General features: G+C 36.2%; 14 protein-coding genes and 1 pseudogene. All 15 read right to left on the bottom strand.

The window, feature by feature from the left end; translation table 11 throughout:
* Positions 1–3: 3 nt before the first annotated feature.
* Positions 4–3,558 carry a DNA-directed RNA polymerase subunit beta gene (gene rpoB, locus HCB38_RS00190; RefSeq protein ID WP_011701086.1) on the bottom strand — a complete coding sequence of 1,185 codons (3,555 nt, stop codon included), beginning with the start codon at positions 3,556–3,558 and terminating at the stop codon, positions 4–6.
* A gap of 245 nt (positions 3,559–3,803) precedes the next feature.
* A pseudogene (locus HCB38_RS00185) lies at positions 3,804–4,049 on the bottom strand (hypothetical protein).
* Between the two features lie 65 nt (positions 4,050–4,114).
* Positions 4,115–5,557 carry a sucrose phosphorylase gene (gene gtfA, locus HCB38_RS00180; protein ID WP_185637144.1) on the bottom strand — a complete coding sequence of 481 codons (1,443 nt, stop codon included), beginning with the start codon at positions 5,555–5,557 and terminating at the stop codon, positions 4,115–4,117.
* On the bottom strand, positions 5,558–7,255 hold the full coding sequence (locus tag HCB38_RS00175; RefSeq protein WP_185637142.1) for an alpha-glucosidase: 1,698 nt from the start codon (positions 7,253–7,255) through the stop codon (positions 5,558–5,560).
* Positions 7,256–7,269: 14 nt separating this feature from the next.
* A complete protein-coding gene (locus HCB38_RS00170) occupies positions 7,270–8,100 on the bottom strand; it encodes a sugar ABC transporter permease (RefSeq protein WP_185608012.1) in 831 nt (276 codons plus the stop codon).
* 1 nt (position 8,101) lies between these two features.
* On the bottom strand, positions 8,102–9,439 hold the full coding sequence (locus HCB38_RS00165; RefSeq protein ID WP_185608011.1) for a carbohydrate ABC transporter permease: 1,338 nt from the start codon (positions 9,437–9,439) through the stop codon (positions 8,102–8,104).
* 17 nt (positions 9,440–9,456) lie between these two features.
* Positions 9,457–10,683, bottom strand: a complete 1,227-nt coding sequence (locus tag HCB38_RS00160) for an extracellular solute-binding protein (protein WP_185637140.1) — start codon at positions 10,681–10,683, stop codon at positions 9,457–9,459.
* Positions 10,684–10,820: 137 nt separating this feature from the next.
* Positions 10,821–11,816 (bottom strand): LacI family DNA-binding transcriptional regulator, encoded by a 996-nt coding sequence (locus HCB38_RS00155; RefSeq protein ID WP_185317817.1) that lies wholly within the window; start codon positions 11,814–11,816, stop codon positions 10,821–10,823.
* Between the two features lie 146 nt (positions 11,817–11,962).
* Positions 11,963–13,141, bottom strand: a complete 1,179-nt coding sequence (locus HCB38_RS00150; RefSeq protein ID WP_185317816.1) for an RtcB family protein — start codon at positions 13,139–13,141, stop codon at positions 11,963–11,965.
* A gap of 346 nt (positions 13,142–13,487) precedes the next feature.
* On the bottom strand, positions 13,488–14,093 hold the full coding sequence (locus tag HCB38_RS00145; protein ID WP_185317815.1) for a class I SAM-dependent methyltransferase: 606 nt from the start codon (positions 14,091–14,093) through the stop codon (positions 13,488–13,490).
* Between the two features lie 119 nt (positions 14,094–14,212).
* Positions 14,213–14,692 (bottom strand): DUF1307 domain-containing protein, encoded by a 480-nt coding sequence (locus HCB38_RS00140; RefSeq protein WP_185317814.1) that lies wholly within the window; start codon positions 14,690–14,692, stop codon positions 14,213–14,215.
* A 25-nt stretch (positions 14,693–14,717) separates the two neighbouring features.
* Positions 14,718–15,377, bottom strand: a complete 660-nt coding sequence (locus tag HCB38_RS00135) for a DUF1266 domain-containing protein (RefSeq protein ID WP_185608008.1) — start codon at positions 15,375–15,377, stop codon at positions 14,718–14,720.
* Positions 15,378–15,493: 116 nt separating this feature from the next.
* Positions 15,494–16,534 (bottom strand): M56 family metallopeptidase, encoded by a 1,041-nt coding sequence (locus HCB38_RS00130; RefSeq protein WP_185608007.1) that lies wholly within the window; start codon positions 16,532–16,534, stop codon positions 15,494–15,496.
* Positions 16,527–16,913: a BlaI/MecI/CopY family transcriptional regulator gene (locus HCB38_RS00125; RefSeq protein WP_185317811.1), complete on the bottom strand. Its 387-nt coding sequence runs from the start codon at positions 16,911–16,913 to the stop codon at positions 16,527–16,529. The genes HCB38_RS00130 and HCB38_RS00125 overlap by 8 nt, the downstream gene beginning before the upstream one ends.
* A gap of 165 nt (positions 16,914–17,078) precedes the next feature.
* On the bottom strand, positions 17,079–17,441 hold the full coding sequence (rplL, locus tag HCB38_RS00120) for a 50S ribosomal protein L7/L12 (protein ID WP_003765087.1): 363 nt from the start codon (positions 17,439–17,441) through the stop codon (positions 17,079–17,081).
* Between the last annotated feature and the right edge of the window lie 13 nt (positions 17,442–17,454).

Below are 17,454 nucleotides of genomic sequence, written 5' to 3'. Positions count from 1 at the left end.
GAATTACTCAGTCTTTTCAGCGGCTGCATTTTCCGGTTGTACGATATTGAAGGCATCATTTTGATTAGTAAAGTCGTCATCATCCATATCACGCATCTCGATTTCTTCTTCGTCTGCAGAAAGCATTTTAACGTCCATTCCAAGACTTTGAAGCTCTTTGATGAGTACTTTGAAGGATTCTGGCACACCAGGTTCTGGAACGCTTTCGCCTTTAACAATCGCTTCGTAAGTTTTCACACGACCAACCACATCATCTGATTTAATCGTTAGGATTTCTTGAAGAGTATAAGCGGCACCATATGCTTCCAGTGCCCATACTTCCATTTCACCAAAACGTTGTCCACCAAATTGTGCTTTACCACCAAGCGGTTGTTGCGTTACTAGAGAGTAAGGTCCAGTTGAACGAGCATGTAGTTTATCATCAACCATGTGGGCAAGTTTGATCATGTACATTACACCAACAGAGATACGGTTATCAAATGCTTCACCAGAACGTCCGTCGTAAAGAACTGTTTTCGCATCGCGGGCCATACCGGCTTCTTCCACAGTGCTCCATACATCTTCTTCATTTGCTCCATCAAATACTGGAGTTGCAACGTGAATTCCTAAAGCACGAGCAGCCATACCTAAGTGTAGCTCAAGTACTTGTCCGATATTCATACGAGATGGTACACCTAGTGGGTTAAGCATGATGTCAACAGGTGTTCCGTCTGGCATAAATGGCATATCTTCTTCAGGTAAAATACGGGAGATAACCCCTTTGTTACCGTGACGTCCGGCCATTTTATCGCCTTCGTGGATTTTACGTTTTTGTACAATATAAACACGTACTAATTGGTTTACACCAGGTGGTAGTTCGTCGCCAGCTTCACGAGTAAAGATTTTCACGTCAAGCACGATTCCGCCGCCGCCATGAGGTACACGTAATGAAGTATCACGAACTTCCCGTGCTTTTTCACCAAAGATAGCGTGTAATAAACGTTCTTCTGCAGTTAATTCGGTAACTCCTTTTGGTGTTACTTTACCAACTAGAAGATCGTTGTCTTTTACTTCAGCACCAACGCGGATAATTCCACGTTCGTCAAGGTCGCGTAAAGCGTCTTCCCCAACATTTGGAATATCACGAGTCATTTCTTCAGGTCCGAGTTTTGTATCACGAGCTTCTGATTCGAATTCTTCAATATGAATCGAAGTATAAACGTCATCTTTTACAAGACGTTCACTCATGATGATCGCATCCTCGTAGTTATAACCATCCCAAGTCATGAACGCAACTAGTACGTTACGACCAAGAGCAAGTTCACCGGAATCCATTGATGGACCGTTACCAAGGATTTCTCCTTTAACAACGCGGTCACCTTCTGCTACGTTTGGACGTTGGTTATAACAAGTACCTTGGTTAGAACGGACAAATTTACGTAAAGTATATTTATCGATTCCGCCAGTTACTTCTTTGCCATCCACTAGAGATACACGACGAACCCAGATTTCGCGAGCTTCAACGTGTTCTACAATACCGTCATGTTTAGCAGTTACAGCAGCACCAGAGTCTTTTGCAGATACGTGTTCCATACCTGTTCCAACAAATGGAGCTTCAGGGTGCATAAGAGGAACTGCTTGACGTTGCATGTTCGCTCCCATTAGCGCACGGTTACTATCATCGTTTTCAAGGAACGGAATACATGCTGTCGCAACAGATACAACCTGTTTAGGAGATACATCCATGTAGTCAATACGTTCTTTTTCTACCGCTAAGTTTTCTGAACGGAAACGAGCCATAACTTCTTCTTCTGTGAAAGTACCTTGCTCGTCTAATTTCGAGTTTGCTTGTGCTACTACATAGTTATCCTCTTCATCCGCAGTTAGATAATCAATCTTATCTGTAACACGGTTTGTTTCAGGATCTACGCGGCGGTAAGGCGTTTCGATAAAGCCGAATTTATTTACCTTCGCAAAGGAAGAAAGGGAGTTGATCAAACCAATGTTTGGTCCCTCTGGCGTTTCAATCGGACACATACGGCCATAGTGAGAGTAATGCACGTCACGTACTTCATAACCAGCACGTTCACGCGTCAAACCACCAGGTCCAAGCGCCGAAAGACGACGTTTATGCGTAAGTTCGCCAAGTGGATTTGTTTGATCCATAAACTGAGATAACTGCGAGCTACCAAAGAATTCTTTGATAGATGCAACTACTGGGCGAATATTAATCAATTGTTGTGGCGTAATTGTAGTCATATCTTGAATAGACATACGCTCACGAACCACACGTTCCATACGGGATAAACCGATACGGAATTGGTTTTGTAAAAGTTCGCCAACAGAACGAAGACGACGATTACCTAGGTGATCGATGTCATCTGTATCGCCAACACCATGTAGCAAGTTAAAGAAGTAGCTAATGGATGAAATAATATCAGAAGGCGTGATGTGTTTTACATTTTCTTCAATATACGCGTTACCAATGATGTTGATTTCTTTTTCTTCATCATTTGGTGCGTAGATTTTAATAGATTGAACGAGTACGCTATCTTCCATCACTCCATCAGTTGGACGAAGTGTGCGGAAACCTACACCGTTTTCTAAATTAGGAATAATTTGATCTAAATTACGACGATCCAAAATGTCACCTTTAGAAGCGATAATTTCACCAGTTTCTGGATCCACTAAAGTTTCAGCTAATGTTTGGTTGAATAGACGGTTTTTCAGATGTAATTTTTTGTTGATTTTATAACGTCCAACGCTTGCAAGATCATAGCGTTTTGGATCAAAGAAACGAGAAACTAGTAAGCTTCTAGCGTTATCAACTGTTGGGGGTTCACCCGGACGTAATCTTTCGTAAATTTCTAGAAGTGCTTTTTCAGCATTGTCAGTGTTGTCTTTTTCAAGTGTATTGCGCAAGTAGTCGTTGTCCCCGATTAAATCAATAATTTCTTGATCGGAACCAAAGCCTAGTGCACGAAGTAAAACAGTTACTGGTAATTTACGTGTACGGTCAATACGAACGTGTACAACGTCTTTAGCATCTGTTTCATACTCAAGCCAAGCCCCACGGTTAGGGATGACAGTAGAACCAAAGCCTTTTTTACCATTTTTGTCTAGTTTTCCATTGAAATAAACACCTGGAGAACGAACTAATTGGGAAACGATAACACGTTCTGCCCCATTAATAATGAACGTACCCATTTCAGTCATTAGTGGGAAATCACCCATAAATACTTCTTGGTCTTTTACTTCGCCGGTTTCTTTGTTGATTAGGCGTAACTTCACGCGTAGTGGAGCCGCATAGTTTGCATCACGGTTCTTAGATTCTTCTACCGAGTATTTCGGTTCTCCAAGATCGTAATCAATGAATTCTAAAGATAAATTACCCGCAAAATCCTCAATTGGTGAAATATCGCGGAACATCTCACGTAGCCCTTCATCTAAGAACCATTGGTAAGAAGCTGTTTGAATCTCAATTAAGTTTGGTAATTCAAGTACTTCACTGATTCGCGCAAAACTTCTACGCGTACGATGCCGTCCATATTTTACATCATGTCCTGAATGTCCTGACAAACTATTCACCCCTCAAATTAATTAAAAAATTTATAAGCACACTTGTTAATTATGGTTGCGAAAACAATGGAACCTTCCGTATCCGAGGTTTAAGACGCTAGCAGTTTTTTGCTACGTGCAAAATATACTGGCTTAAACACCGTGCATCAAAATTTTCCTTTTTGTTTCTAATCTTGGCTTGCAAACACGCATCCAAGAAGCATTTCCAGAGTTAACATAAGTGGAACTTTCGTACAAAAAATATTCTATTTAGACAAAAAGAAAGCGGATTTCATATTGCTGAAACTCCCTAGAAAATAATTTTCCTTAAAAGTGTCAGTACAAGACGGAAAAAGTTTATACCGTTTTGTATTTTTGAAAGCCACATCTATGTCTTCTATTCTGCCAAAATCGATTGCAAATGCTTGATTTTCGATAGCATTTTCACTTCATAATAAACACAAAAAAACAGTTTCGATTCTTTTGGCATTATATAATAATACAATAACCACTAACCAATGTCAATAGAAAATAGAAATAAACACGAATAAAGAGGCTCATTCGTGTTTATAAAATGTTAAATTAAAATATTTCTTTCATTTTCGCTGATTTGGAATGTTTTAGTACTTAAATTCGCTTTTAATGTCGCTGCAATTTTATTTGTTTTGTTTTTGCGAATAATAACTATTTCATTTGAGCTAGGTGTCTCAATTTCTAGACTTCCTTCCAAATCAAATGCTTCAGAAGTATTTCTAAATCTCAACAAATTGCACAACGCTTTAATAACTGGTCTTCTTACTTCATTTTTAATTTCATCTATTGTGTAGTAATGACGATTAATATTACGCCCTTCTTTTGTTTCTTCTAAAAGGTCAATATCATTTTTGCCAGCAAGTAAACCAACATAATAAATTTGCGGAATCCCCGGCGCAAAACATTGAATTACTCTCGCCAACAAGTAACTTTTGTCATCGTCACCCAAAGCACTATAATAGGTACTATTAATTTGATAAATATCCAGGTTATTATATTTTTCAGAGGAATATATCTTTTTAACATTAGCTCCTATTTTGTATAATTCTGCTGAAGTATAATCGAGTTCCTCATCAGTTAATAAATCGCGTGCATCCACAACGCCAATGCCATCATGCGTATCTAAAGTAGTAAATTGCTTCATCGGACTCATTTCTAACCATTTAGCTAAACGTTCCACTCGGCCACTATATAACGAGTACAGCATCACCATGGGTAACGCAAAATCATAGATATAATAATCATGGTTCGCGATTTTCATTTGGATAGAATAATGTTCGTGAATTTCTGGTAATAATTCCATATCATATTTGGCCGCTTCTGCTTTCACTTCATCCAGTAAATCCCAAATTTCCGGTTCTACAAAAAAATCATTTGTATCTAATTTTTTAATTGCATAAGCAAAGGCATCAAGACGCAAAATAGAACAACCATGTGCAGCCATATTTTTTATCGTTTGACGAATAAATTCTTTTGTAACTTCGGCTGTCACATCTAAATCAATTTGTTCTTCCCCAAAAGTATTCCAAACTAATTCCGTTTCCCCATCAGCAAATTCAACTTCTTGAAAAGGCGCCTTATCCTTCCTCTTATAAATTAAATCTAAGTCTTTTTCATTTGGTCTACCCGGAGGAAAGAAATCATTGATACGAATAAACATATCTTTATACTTTGAGTTTAAATGCTCTTTTTTAAAATCTTGAAAGAAGAGTGATTCGCGAGAAATGTGATTAATCATAAAATCAAACATTAAATAATACTTTTCGCCTAATTTCTCGATTATTTCCCAAGAACCTAGGTCGCTATCTACTGTTGTGTAATCACTTGGCGCAAACCCTCGATCTCCAGTCGATGGAAAGAACGGCAATAAGTGAATCCCGCCAATAGCATCTTCAAAATAAGTTTCCATCACCTTGGATAATTCTTCCATATTTTTCCCTAAACTATCAGAATAAGTAATTAACATAGCTTTATTTTTAATTTGCAATCAGTCTACCTCCAAAACCCTTGAGAAGACGGCACCTGTATATGCAGGTATTTCAAGGACATTTTCTACAATTTCTGGCAACGCTACATTAGCAAGCACCTGTTCATAAGTACCTTCAATGCATATTTGATTTTCAGAATCAGAAAAATTCACGACGATTAAGAGCTCTGCGTCATCTGTTTTACGTTTGTAAGCAATAACTTCATCACTTGATTCTACTGGCAGTAATTTACCATAAACAGCCACTTCTTTATATTTACTAGAATCACTTCTTAAATGGATTAATTTCTTATAAAAATTCAATACGGAATTATCATCGCCTTGTTCCTGCTCCACGTTAATATCAAGGTAATTAGGATTTGTTTTCAGCCAAATTTCATTCGAGTCGGAAAATCCAGCATTCTTTTGATTATTCCATTGCATCGGTGTTCTTGAATTATCCCTACTACGCCGATACATTCCTTCAAGCGCTTCTTCCGGACTCATTCCAGAGAGAATTGCGCGATGGTATTGATCGTGCGTCGCAATATCGTTATAATCATCTATACTTTCCATCCGAGTATTACTCATGCCAATCTCTTGTCCTTGATAAATGAACGGCGTACCGTGCAACATCATAAATAACGTGCCTAGCATTTTTTTGCTACGATCATCTTGGTATTCTTGAGGTAAATACTTATTTATCGAACGCGGTTGATCATGATTTTCTAAGTATTTTGCCCCCCAACCATTTCGCTGTGTCACCAGTTCATTGGTAATTATTTTTTCTTTTAATTCTGTTACTGTCCACTCTGAATTCTTGAACCATTCACCTGTTTCAGGAGTATCAATATCTGTATAGCTAAAATCAAATACCATACGGAAATGACCATTGTCACCTATAAATTCAGAAAGTCTTTCTTCAGGCACATCCGCCTCAGCCACAGTAAATGCATTATGTTTTTTAAATGTCCGTTCATCAATTTCCTTGAGCCACTCTTCAATTCCCGGCTGATTTAAAATCCAATGACCGATGAAAACCAAGCCATCTTCTCCGTCCGCTGCGAAAGTACCGTACTCAATTCTTTTCTTCAAATTTAAAATGGCATCAATTCTAAAGCCACCTAAACCTTTTTCAAGCCACCAGTTAATCATTTGGATACATTCATTACGCACTACAATGTTTTCCCAGTTTAAATCTGGCTGTTTTTTAGAAAAAGCATGTAGGTAAAACATGTTTTCCTCACCTGGTACGGCTTCCCACGCAGATCCTCCAAAATAAGAACGCCAATTATTAGGAGGGTTTCCATTTACACCCTCTCGAAAAATATAATAATCGCGATATTTACTTTTCGGGTCAGCTATTGCTTTTTCAAACCATTCATGTTCATCAGATGTATGATTTACCACCAAATCCATCAATATTTTTATCCCTAATTTTTCTGCCTTCTCAATTAATTCATCCATATCGCTCATCGTTCCAAACATTGGATCAATCTCATAGTAATCAGAAATGTCATAACCACCATCATCCATAGGTGATTTATAGACAGGACAAAGCCAAATCACATTAATACCTAAATCTTTCAAATAAGGAAGTCGTTCTATAATTCCTCTAATATCTCCAATACCATCCCTATTTGAATCTTGAAAACTACGCGGATAGATTTGGTACACTACCGATTCTTTCCACCATTCTTTCGTTTCTGTTATTTCCACTATTAATCTATCTCCTATCCTTTAACAGCACCACTTGTAATGCCTTCAACATAATATTTTTGCAAATAAATAAACAGTATTGTAATTGGTACCGCAATCAATATACAGCCAGCCGCAAACGTTGTATACATTGTATTTGCCGTTGTTTGATTCAACATGGAATATAAACCTATCGACACTGTATATTTAGGCACATTGTCTCCCATAATCACTTTAGCAAAAATAAAATCCATCCAAGGCAACATAAATGCCATTAAAGCTGTGTATACAATAATAGGCTTAGACATTGGTAAAGTTATTTTTGTAAAGATACTTAATTTCGTCGCCCCGTCCATCATTGCCGATTCGTCCAAAGATTTTGGTATTGTATCAAAAAATCCTTTTGCAATATAAAAAGTTAATGCAGCTGTAGATGAATAAATTAACACAAGCGCTGTTAGAGATTGCGTTAATCCAAATGCTTTTAAAATATAGTAAACTGCTATCATACTCATAAAAGCAGGAAACATATTTAAAACTAGCGCTGTTTTTAACATTGTCTTTTTAAATCTAAAGCGAAGTCTAGATAACACATAAGCCATCGAAACGGTTATAAAAGTGCTCAATAAACAGGAACACACCGCAACAATCATTGTATTTTTAACCCATAACATAAAAGGAAAATTTTCATGATTTTCAAATAGGTACGCAAAATGATTTAGTGTATATTCTTTCGGAAAGATATACGAAACAAATTGTCCACTTTCTGCTCTGAAAGCTGTCAAAACAATCCAGATAATCGGGAATATCCAGATACACCCGAGCACTATCAACAATAGGTTAGGCCATACTGTAGCTCTTTTCATTTCAGTTGCTCCCTTCTTTATAAGAATTTGTACGTGTGTAGGCAAATAACGAGAATGCCGCGCTAAGAATGAATGTCACAATCCCAATAACCGAAGCTAAATTATAATCCGCAGCTTCTACTGTTAATTTATAAAGCCATGTCACGAGCAAATCCGTATCCCCAGCACCATAGAAGTTACTATTCGAAGGTCCTCCACCAGTCAAGAGATAGATCACATTAAAGTTATTTATATTTCCAATAAATTGTTGAATCAGACTTGGCAACATCACCGTTAAGATTTGAGGGAAAGTTATGTATCTAAATAAATGAAAACTGTTACCTCCATCCATTCGCGCCGCTTCCAATTGATCTTTCGGTAGATTCATTAAAATCCCCGTGGCGATTAACATAGTTACCGGAATACCAATCCACATATTAACAAATATGACGGATACCTTTGCCAGCAAAGCGTCTGTCAAAAATGGTATCGGCTCAGCTATAATTCCCCAATTAAGTAACATCGTATTAAGTGGTCCTGCTGCATGCAACAAGTTCTGCATTACGAGAAGCGACACAAACGGAGGTACCGCCATAGTTATAACAAAGATAGTTCGCCAAAACTTTTTGAATTTAACACCCTTATGATTAATAAGAAGTGCAAGCAATACGCCAAAAAAGAAACAAGTAGCAGTAGCTAAAAGCGCCCAAATAAGCGTCCATCCAAGCACCGGGAAAAATGTACTGGAAATATCACCATTTAACACATTTTTAAAGTTAACAAATCCTACCCATCCAAATAAATTTCTTGGCGGTAAATGTTCATGATCATAATTGGTAAAAGCCAAAGAAATCATATAAACAAGTGGCATTATCGTAAACACCACAACCCCAATCATCGGGATTGTCAGTAAAGTTACATGAAATTTATTGTCTAGCAAACTCTTTAAATCTTCCTTAAATGTTGGGATTTTTTTATTTTCCCGCTTGAAACCCTCCACCTGGCTAGCGCTTCTAATATTAGCAAGGTACAAGAAGATAAATAGTACACAAATAACAACTGTCATAATCCCATATATTAGCATCAGCATGGAATTATCGCCCGGTGTTCGAACCATAATACCTAAACTCTTATCAAAATTCCACGATTGGTTAACTGTCCCTAATGTCGCCATACCTTGAATTAAGGTAATGCCATAAAACACAAGGAAAAACAAGAAAGCAAGTTCACTAAAAAGAAATAGAAGTCCCTTCGCAATTTGCTTATGGGCCAAATTACCAGCCCCCATAATTACATAAGATAATCTCGTAGAAACAGAACCATTCTTAAAAATATTGAAATAATTCTTCTTAACCATCATATACTTAACCTACTTTCCTATTTCGCTGGTGTAATATCTTTGACTAATTTATCGAGCGCCTCTGGATAATCCGCTTTCTTAATCTTGCCTTTATAAGTATCTACTAATAGCGGGTTCATATGTTGCCAAAAAACGTTCATTTCAGGTATTTTCGGCATTAAAACGGAGTGCTTTCCAGATGTCATATCAATAACTGCTTTCGCCACATCGTCCTTTTCTACTGTAGAACTAGTTCGTGCCTCTAAATTGCTCGGAATTTTCCCCAGTTCTTTAAAAGCTTTTTCCTGCACATCCGCATTAGTAATATAATCAGCCAGTTCCATCGCATCTAATGGTGATTTAGTAAATGCGTTCACACAGTATATCCCGCTTCCTTGGAAAGCCATCATATCTACCTGACCACTTCCAAAATCAGCCTTCGGATATACTGCCACTCCCATATTTTCACCTAAAACCTCTCGTATCGCATCTTTATTCCAAACTCCACTAAAAACGGCATTTATTTTACCGGATCTAAGCGCACTAATCTCATCTGCATTTACAGCGACAACATTAGGATTATTTTTCAACTCACCAATCCAGTTCAATACTTGGACGCCTTCTGGAGTGTTGAAGGTTGTCCCATAAGGGTCTTCGCCATTCTCACCGTAAAGATATGTACCATTTGCAATAAACCAAGGAGTTTCACGATAATCCGCGCCAGCTTCCGCAAGATTTATTCCTATCTTCCCTTTAGACGTTATTCCAGAAAAAGTTTTAATATCATCCTCTGAAAAAAGGCGCTTATCATAATACATAAACATCGCTTCCGCCGTCACAGGAAAACCATACATTTTATATTGATATGTAGCAGCTTGAATGGAGGTTGGTGTATTATTTTTCTTAATATCATCTGTATACTTTGTTAATTGGTAAACCGCACCAGACTCTACCAGTTGTCCTAGACGGTCATTCGGAGTTATAAATACATCCGCTGCAGCTTCTGGATCTTTCTGAACATATTCTTGCGCTCGCCCAGATTCAGATTCAATAACCGTAATGTCATAATTCTTATCAGGATGTTCTTTTTTAAAATCATCTACCACTTTCCTATAAAAATCTCCCTGATTTAAATCCACCCAAACTTTTAAAGAAACATTTTTCTCGTTTACTTTTATATCTGGCTTGTACTCCTTTTCTACACCACAACTAGCCAACAAACTTAAACCAACAATAATACTGATGGACAAAAGCAACTTCTTCATACTTGAACATTCTCCTTATCTTCACTTAAAATGACAACCGGTTGTCATTTTAGTTTAAGCGGTTTCATATATCGTAAAAATAATATCAATTATCCCGCAAAATGTCAACCGTTTTCATAAAAATAATAAGAGAGAATTTACTTGGTAGTCTCTCTTATTATTAGTTTTGTTTCAAGATCTGGCGCTACCGGAACACTCGTTCCTTGTAAATTAGCCAATAGAACTTGCGCCGAATATTCACCAAGTTCTTTAATTGGTTGTTCAATAGTTGTCAGCGCCGGATTCAGAACCTCCGCTATAGGTTGATTATCAAAACCTATGATTCCTAGCTCCTCTGGCACTGCTATCCCGTATTTTTTTGCAGCATATAATATCCCAGCAGCAACCGTATCACCATTTGAAAAAATTGCGTCCGGCATGGTAGATTTCTCTTCTAAAATATTAACCAGAAGCTCTTCGCCATCTTTAATGGTTAATAACTTCTCAAAATATAATGATTCATCAAAAGAAAGTCCATTTTCTGTTACAGCTTGCATGAATCCTTTAAAACGGTAATCATTTTTATTTTTAATGCCACCAGTGCAGTAGGAAAGGCGTTTATAACCACATTTTATTAAATAGTTCGTTGCTTGATAAGCCGCTTTCGTTTCATCAATGTTAATAATCGTTAAATCTTCATTTCCCAAATAACGATTACAAAGAACAATTTTGCCACTTTCAACGAGTGATTTAATTTCTTCTGTATCATTTTCTAAGTTAGCCATAATCAATCCATCTAGCTGTTTCTTTTGCAACATCTCGATGAACTGTAATTCTTTTGCAGGATTTTCTAAAGTTTGCAACATGACAACCTGATACCCTCTGTGAGATAGATAGCGTTCAATCGCATCAACAAGGTACGCAAAAAAAGGATTGGTTATAAAGGAAATCACCACACCAATCATCTTAGTCCCCTGCCCTCGAAATTGTTGAGCAATATTATTAGGATAATAATTCAGTTCTTTCATCGCAGCAAAAATTTTCTTTTTTGTTTTATCTGAAACATTTGGATTACCATTAATTGCTCGAGAAATAGTAGTTATAGAATAGCCCGTTTTCTCTGCTACATCTCCAATTTTCGTCACTTTATTCATATCTATCTCCCTAAAATTTCAAATTCATCTATATTAATTTATTATATCAGATTACAGAAAAAGTGAGAACTTATTTCCTTATAACACTACTCTAACAATGAAAAGAAGAAGCGGCAAATATTATAATACTTGCCGCTTCTTTCCCATCATGCTTTGAAATTGTATAACGGTTTAATTATTTCTTGAATTTCCATTGTATCTTCTACATCAACAAGTAATTGTTTAGCTGATTTATATGCTTTTGGAGCTTCATCAATTGTTTTTTTAGAAACAGAAGTAGTCCAAACGTTTTTCATTGCTGCCTGATAGCTTTCTAAACTGATTTGTGCTTTTGCTTTGGAGCGACTTAGCATCCTTCCCGCCCCGTGCGGCGCCGAGTAATTCCAATCTGCATTTCCTTTTCCAGTTGCAAGGATGCTGCCATCGCGCATATTAAGCGGAACGATAATTTGTTCCCCAAGCTGAGCAGATGTCGCACCTTTTCTGAGCATGTGGTTATCAATATCAATGTAATTATGCACACAATCAAACGCTGAAACAACTGCTTTATCCCACTTCATCGCTTTTAAAATAGTTTCTGCCATGACGTAACGATTACGAGCAGCAAATTTTTGTGCAATTTCCATGTCATTTAAATAATTTTTCAAATCAGAGCCCGTCACATAGGATAAGTCATAATCCAATTTCACTTGCTCGCGCTCATTATTCAAGTTGTTGGCCATTTCTAAATTGCCGCGTTTTTTCGCAGCAGTGGCGTCCAATTTCAATTCTTTACGCAATATGTCTAATCCTTTATAAGCTACTTCTTGGTGATATTCCGCGATTTCTTTACCAAGCACCCGACTTCCACTATGAATTACAAGGTAAATACCGTCAGAACCTTGATTCACTTCAATGAAATGGTTCCCGCCACCAAGCGTCCCTACACTCCTAGCTACCCAGCCGCGATGAATCGGCGCAACTACGTCTTCCAAATCAAATTCATCCACAGGTTTATCGTGTGTTTTGCTTCCAGATGGCACTCGTTCGCGAATAACTTTATCCAGCTTATCAAAATCCATTTTTAACTTGCCAGGTTTTAGTTTCACTACATATAGCCCACAACCGATGTCCACTCCAACCAAATTCGGTACAATTTTATCTTGAATTGTCATTGTCGTTCCAATCACACAGCCTTTACCGCCATGCGTATCAGGCATAATCCGAATCTTACTATCTTTCGCAAACGATTGATTGCATAGTGTAATAATTTGCCCAATTGTATTGTCATCGACGTTATCTGTAAAAACTTTTGCTTCGTTATACTTTCCTTTTAATGTTAGCATTTCTATTCCTCATTTTCTGTTTAATAGAGAAATGAATGTCTCCACTTCTCTTCCTAGCTGTTTAAATTACTCAGATCTCCCACTGTCATTTGACTCACTTCTTTCAAGTTTATTTTTAGGTATTAAAAAAGTCCCTCAATCAAGAAAGATTGAAGGACTTAACTCTTAACGGACGCTACCTTGAAAAGACACTACTGGGTCATGAAGGAACGTTAAAGAAATACCTATTATCTTCTGTCTTGATTGGTTGTTTTTTTCTAGCATATTTCTCATTCTAAGCATGTCCCTCAGTCCTTTCTTAGTAAAATGTATTTCTATATTAGCACGTTTCCACACTCGATACAACTTAATTTTTAACACTTTTGAAAATAAAATAACCTTTATTTTTCGCCACTGTTTCAACATTACCGAAAACTTCTTCCATTTTCTTCTCAGCAGATGGACCGCCTTGTTTCTTTTGAATGACAATCCAGAGTTCTCCGGTTTCTTTCAAATGATTATAAGCACCTTCCAAAATTGCATGAACAACCTTTTTTCCTGCACGGATTGGCGGGTTACTAATAATCGCTTGGTAGTCCTTTGCAGTTACGTTATCATAAACCGAACTTTCATAGATATGCGTATTCGTAATTTTATTTAATTCCGCATTTTCTTTCGCAAGTTCCAGTGCGCGCAAATTTACATCTACCATTTCAATTTGGCTTTCAGGAAATTCTTTCGCTACAGTTAACCCCATCGGACCATAACCACAACCAACATCCAAAATTTTCCCCGATTTCACTTCCAAGTCAAATGATTCAATTAACAATTTCGAACCAAAATCAACCGTATTTTTGGAAAATACGCCATTATCGCTTGTAAAGTTCATATTAAAACCTTTTAACATCATTTGCCATGTTTTTCGGTTGTGTTTCATTGTTTCGTCGTTTGTGTAGTAGTGATTATTAGTCATCAACTGCACCTTCCTTTCATATCTCTAGCTATTTTAGCATAAAACTTTGCTCTATAATAGCTACAAAAGGAATTTTTGGAAATAGGTTCCTCTAATAAAAGGAACCTATTTTCAAAATATTATTTTTTAGTATATCCTTGTGCTTCAAATTGAGATACTGTATCTTTATAACTTACATTTTTCGGGTCCGTTGTTCCTGCTAGTAATGAGTTCACGGACTTTTTATCTGCTTTATACAGATCAACAGACATTGTTAATTCCATTCCCTTATCTGTAAATTTGGTTTCAAGCGATGCACCTTTACTATCCTTATAACCGGCATACTGAGATGTTACTTGTTCTTCCAGTTTCTTTTGCGTAGCGTCATCTACTTTAGTTCCTTCTTCCAAGCCTAGATAAGCTAATGGATATACCATCTTTTGATCTACTTTCCTTAAGTTATCATCTACATGATAAAAAGTCGCTTCTAATTGCGCCCCTTGTAAATCAGCCACATACGTATCTTTTTCCACTTTTTCATTACTTGCCTTATCATTTCCACATGCTGTTACAAGTAATGCTATTAATAAAATTCCCACTCCACTCAAAATTCTCTTCATATTCTCTTTTTAACTCCTCTTCGTATTATCTTAGTTGATATTGATTCAATAAACTATTTGGATCTTTTTTTAATTGGATATAAGAAACAAGTGTGTCACTATACCAATTAGTTCCCATACCTTCTTGTCCATTTAGATAACTAACTATATAATCATCCCAGTTTTCAAAATGCAGGACTGCATCTTCCCAAAATTTATTCAAAAACTCCCATGATTGTTCTTCAGTGAGCAAGTCTAAAGAAAAACAAACCCGTACTAAATACCCTAATCTCTCAAGATCAAATGCCCCAAACGTTTTGATTTTTTCAGCAGAGCTTACTAAAGAGTCCTTATTGAAATCTTTTTTTCGAGATGCTTTAGCGATGTCATTGATGACTGTGCTTGTAACATTCTGCGGGACCTCTCCATAATAATCATTTCCTTCAATCCAAGTAGAAATAATCTCAACAGCAGATCTAGAATCATTTATCCCAAACATTGGTAGCCAATACTTCATAACCTTAGCGCCACGGTTTTTTGGATAATAAAGCTTTAACATCTTATTGGAGCCATCTAACTTGGTTTCGATTTTATGCTTACACTCCGTAGTAGAAGCGCCGATACAAAGCAATCGTTCTCTTTCAGTTGGAAAAGTATTAAACTGTTGATAATCTGCTGGTATTGAAACTTCTTTCCGACCAAACATTTAATCCCCGCCTTTTTAGTAATTGTTTAAGCTTTTTAATTCTACAATATGTAGTCTTAAAAGTCAAATCTGCAATAAAAAAACTCCCCTCAATCAATGAAGAAAGTTTTACTAGTTTATTTTTTCCGTTCAATTGTAATACTATTTTGCTTTTCTACAGTAAACCACGCTGTTTGTAATAAACTAAAGAAAAGACCACTAACACACAACAATATAAGAAAAAATGAAAAAAATATTTTGGTCTTCTTTGTTTTCTTTTGGTAATTGGCGATAAATGTGAGTCTTTCTTTCAAAGCATTTGTATTTTCATGAAGTGAAACTGATACATAAGATTCTTTGTAACTACCTGATTTAGTAAGCGAAGAAAGAAGCGTATCTCCATAGCCCACATATTTATTTTCGGGTAAATCTGCTAAAACCGCTTCATCACAAGCTAATTCACGATCTTTTTGTATCTGCCTATTCATAAAATACATCAACGGATTAAACCAATATAGACAAGTGAAAAATTGGGTTGCCCATACATAATACATATCTTTACGTTTACAGTGGATCAATTCATGCCTAAAAATATATTGTAGTTCTTCCGCTAAAAATTTTTTATCCGGTATAACTATTACATTTCTTTTTAATCCTAAGAAAATTGGCGATGAAATAAGCGGATTAATCATTAATTCAACAGATTTTTTAATATTTAATTCATCTATTATTCCTGCTAATATTTCTAATTGCTCCAAATCATCTACTTTTCGCGCACCTGAAAAAACATATTTTTTAAAATTCCTATAAGAGGCTATCCGATAAATAAAAATAAGTAAAAATATTATTAACCAAACTAACCATAAATAATCAAGCACCGTCATCCAAAAAGTAACTTTAACATCTCGTTCTAAAAATACTCCATTTTGATTGATCTCAATAGAAGAAACTCCTTCAAAACCTGTTTTATTTCTCCACATGAAATCACTATTTTTCGCCGACATAAAGAAAAAAAACGAAAAAGGTATCGTCAAAAAGAAAAAAACAACAAGCCATAAATAATAAATTTTCGCCTTACTTAAATAACGATTGAAAATTTTATCAAATATCCAGATAAAAAGTATTAATATCACTGATGTTAAAGCCATTGATAAAGCCATCTTAAGCAATTCATTCATTAGGTGATTTCACTCTTTTCCAAAATTGTTGTAAATCATCTAATTCATCTGTAGAAATTAACTCATTTTGCACTAAATTAGTAATTAATCCTTTTACATCACCTTCATAAATATCTTCTAAAAAGGTTTCGGTTTGCAGTTCTAAGTATTCATTTTCACTAACAAGTGCATAATATTCATTTTTTCGACCAATTTTCTTCACACGAAGTAACTTTTTCTCAACTAATCTAGCTAAAAAAGTAAGAATGGTGTTTTTCTTCCACAAAACGCCTTTTTCACTTAGTTTCTCAGCAACATCAGAGTACTGAACAGCTCTGCCGTATTCCCAAATGATTTTCATAACTTCTAGTTCAGATTTTGATATAGATTTAATTGACATATACAACCTCCCAAGAAACTAACTTACTTTCCTATACTAGCATGTAATAGTAATAAAAAAAAGCCTTCTAAAGAAAAAAATCGTCATTCTACTCCTCCACAAAAGCTTAGATAGTTAGCAATAAAAAAAACCTTAGATAGCTAGTATCTAAGGTCTTTAAGTTAATTATTTAACTTCTACGTTAGCGCCAACTTCTTCAAGTTTAGCTTTGATTTCTTCAGCTTCTTCTTTAGCAACGCCTTCTTTAAGAGCTTTAGGAGCGTTGTCAACTAATTCTTTAGCTTCTTTTAAGCCAAGACCAGTGATTTCACGTACCACTTTGATAACTTTGATTTTAGAATCTCCAGCAGAAGCCAGTTCTACAGTGAATTCAGTTTGCTCAGCAGCACCGCCACCAGCAGCAGCTACAGCTACAGGAGCAGCAGCAGTTACGCCAAATTCTTCTTCGATTGCTTTTACTAAATCGTTAAGTTCTAATACAGATGCTTCTTTTACGGAAGCAATGATTTCTTCAATGTTTAAAGCCATTTTGAAATTCCTC

The sequence above is a fragment of the Listeria farberi genome, assembly GCF_014229295.1.
GTDB lineage: Bacteria > Bacillota > Bacilli > Lactobacillales > Listeriaceae > Listeria > Listeria farberi.
The sequence above is the reverse complement of the archived record's forward strand: the minus strand, read 5'-3'. Positions and strand labels throughout refer to the sequence as shown.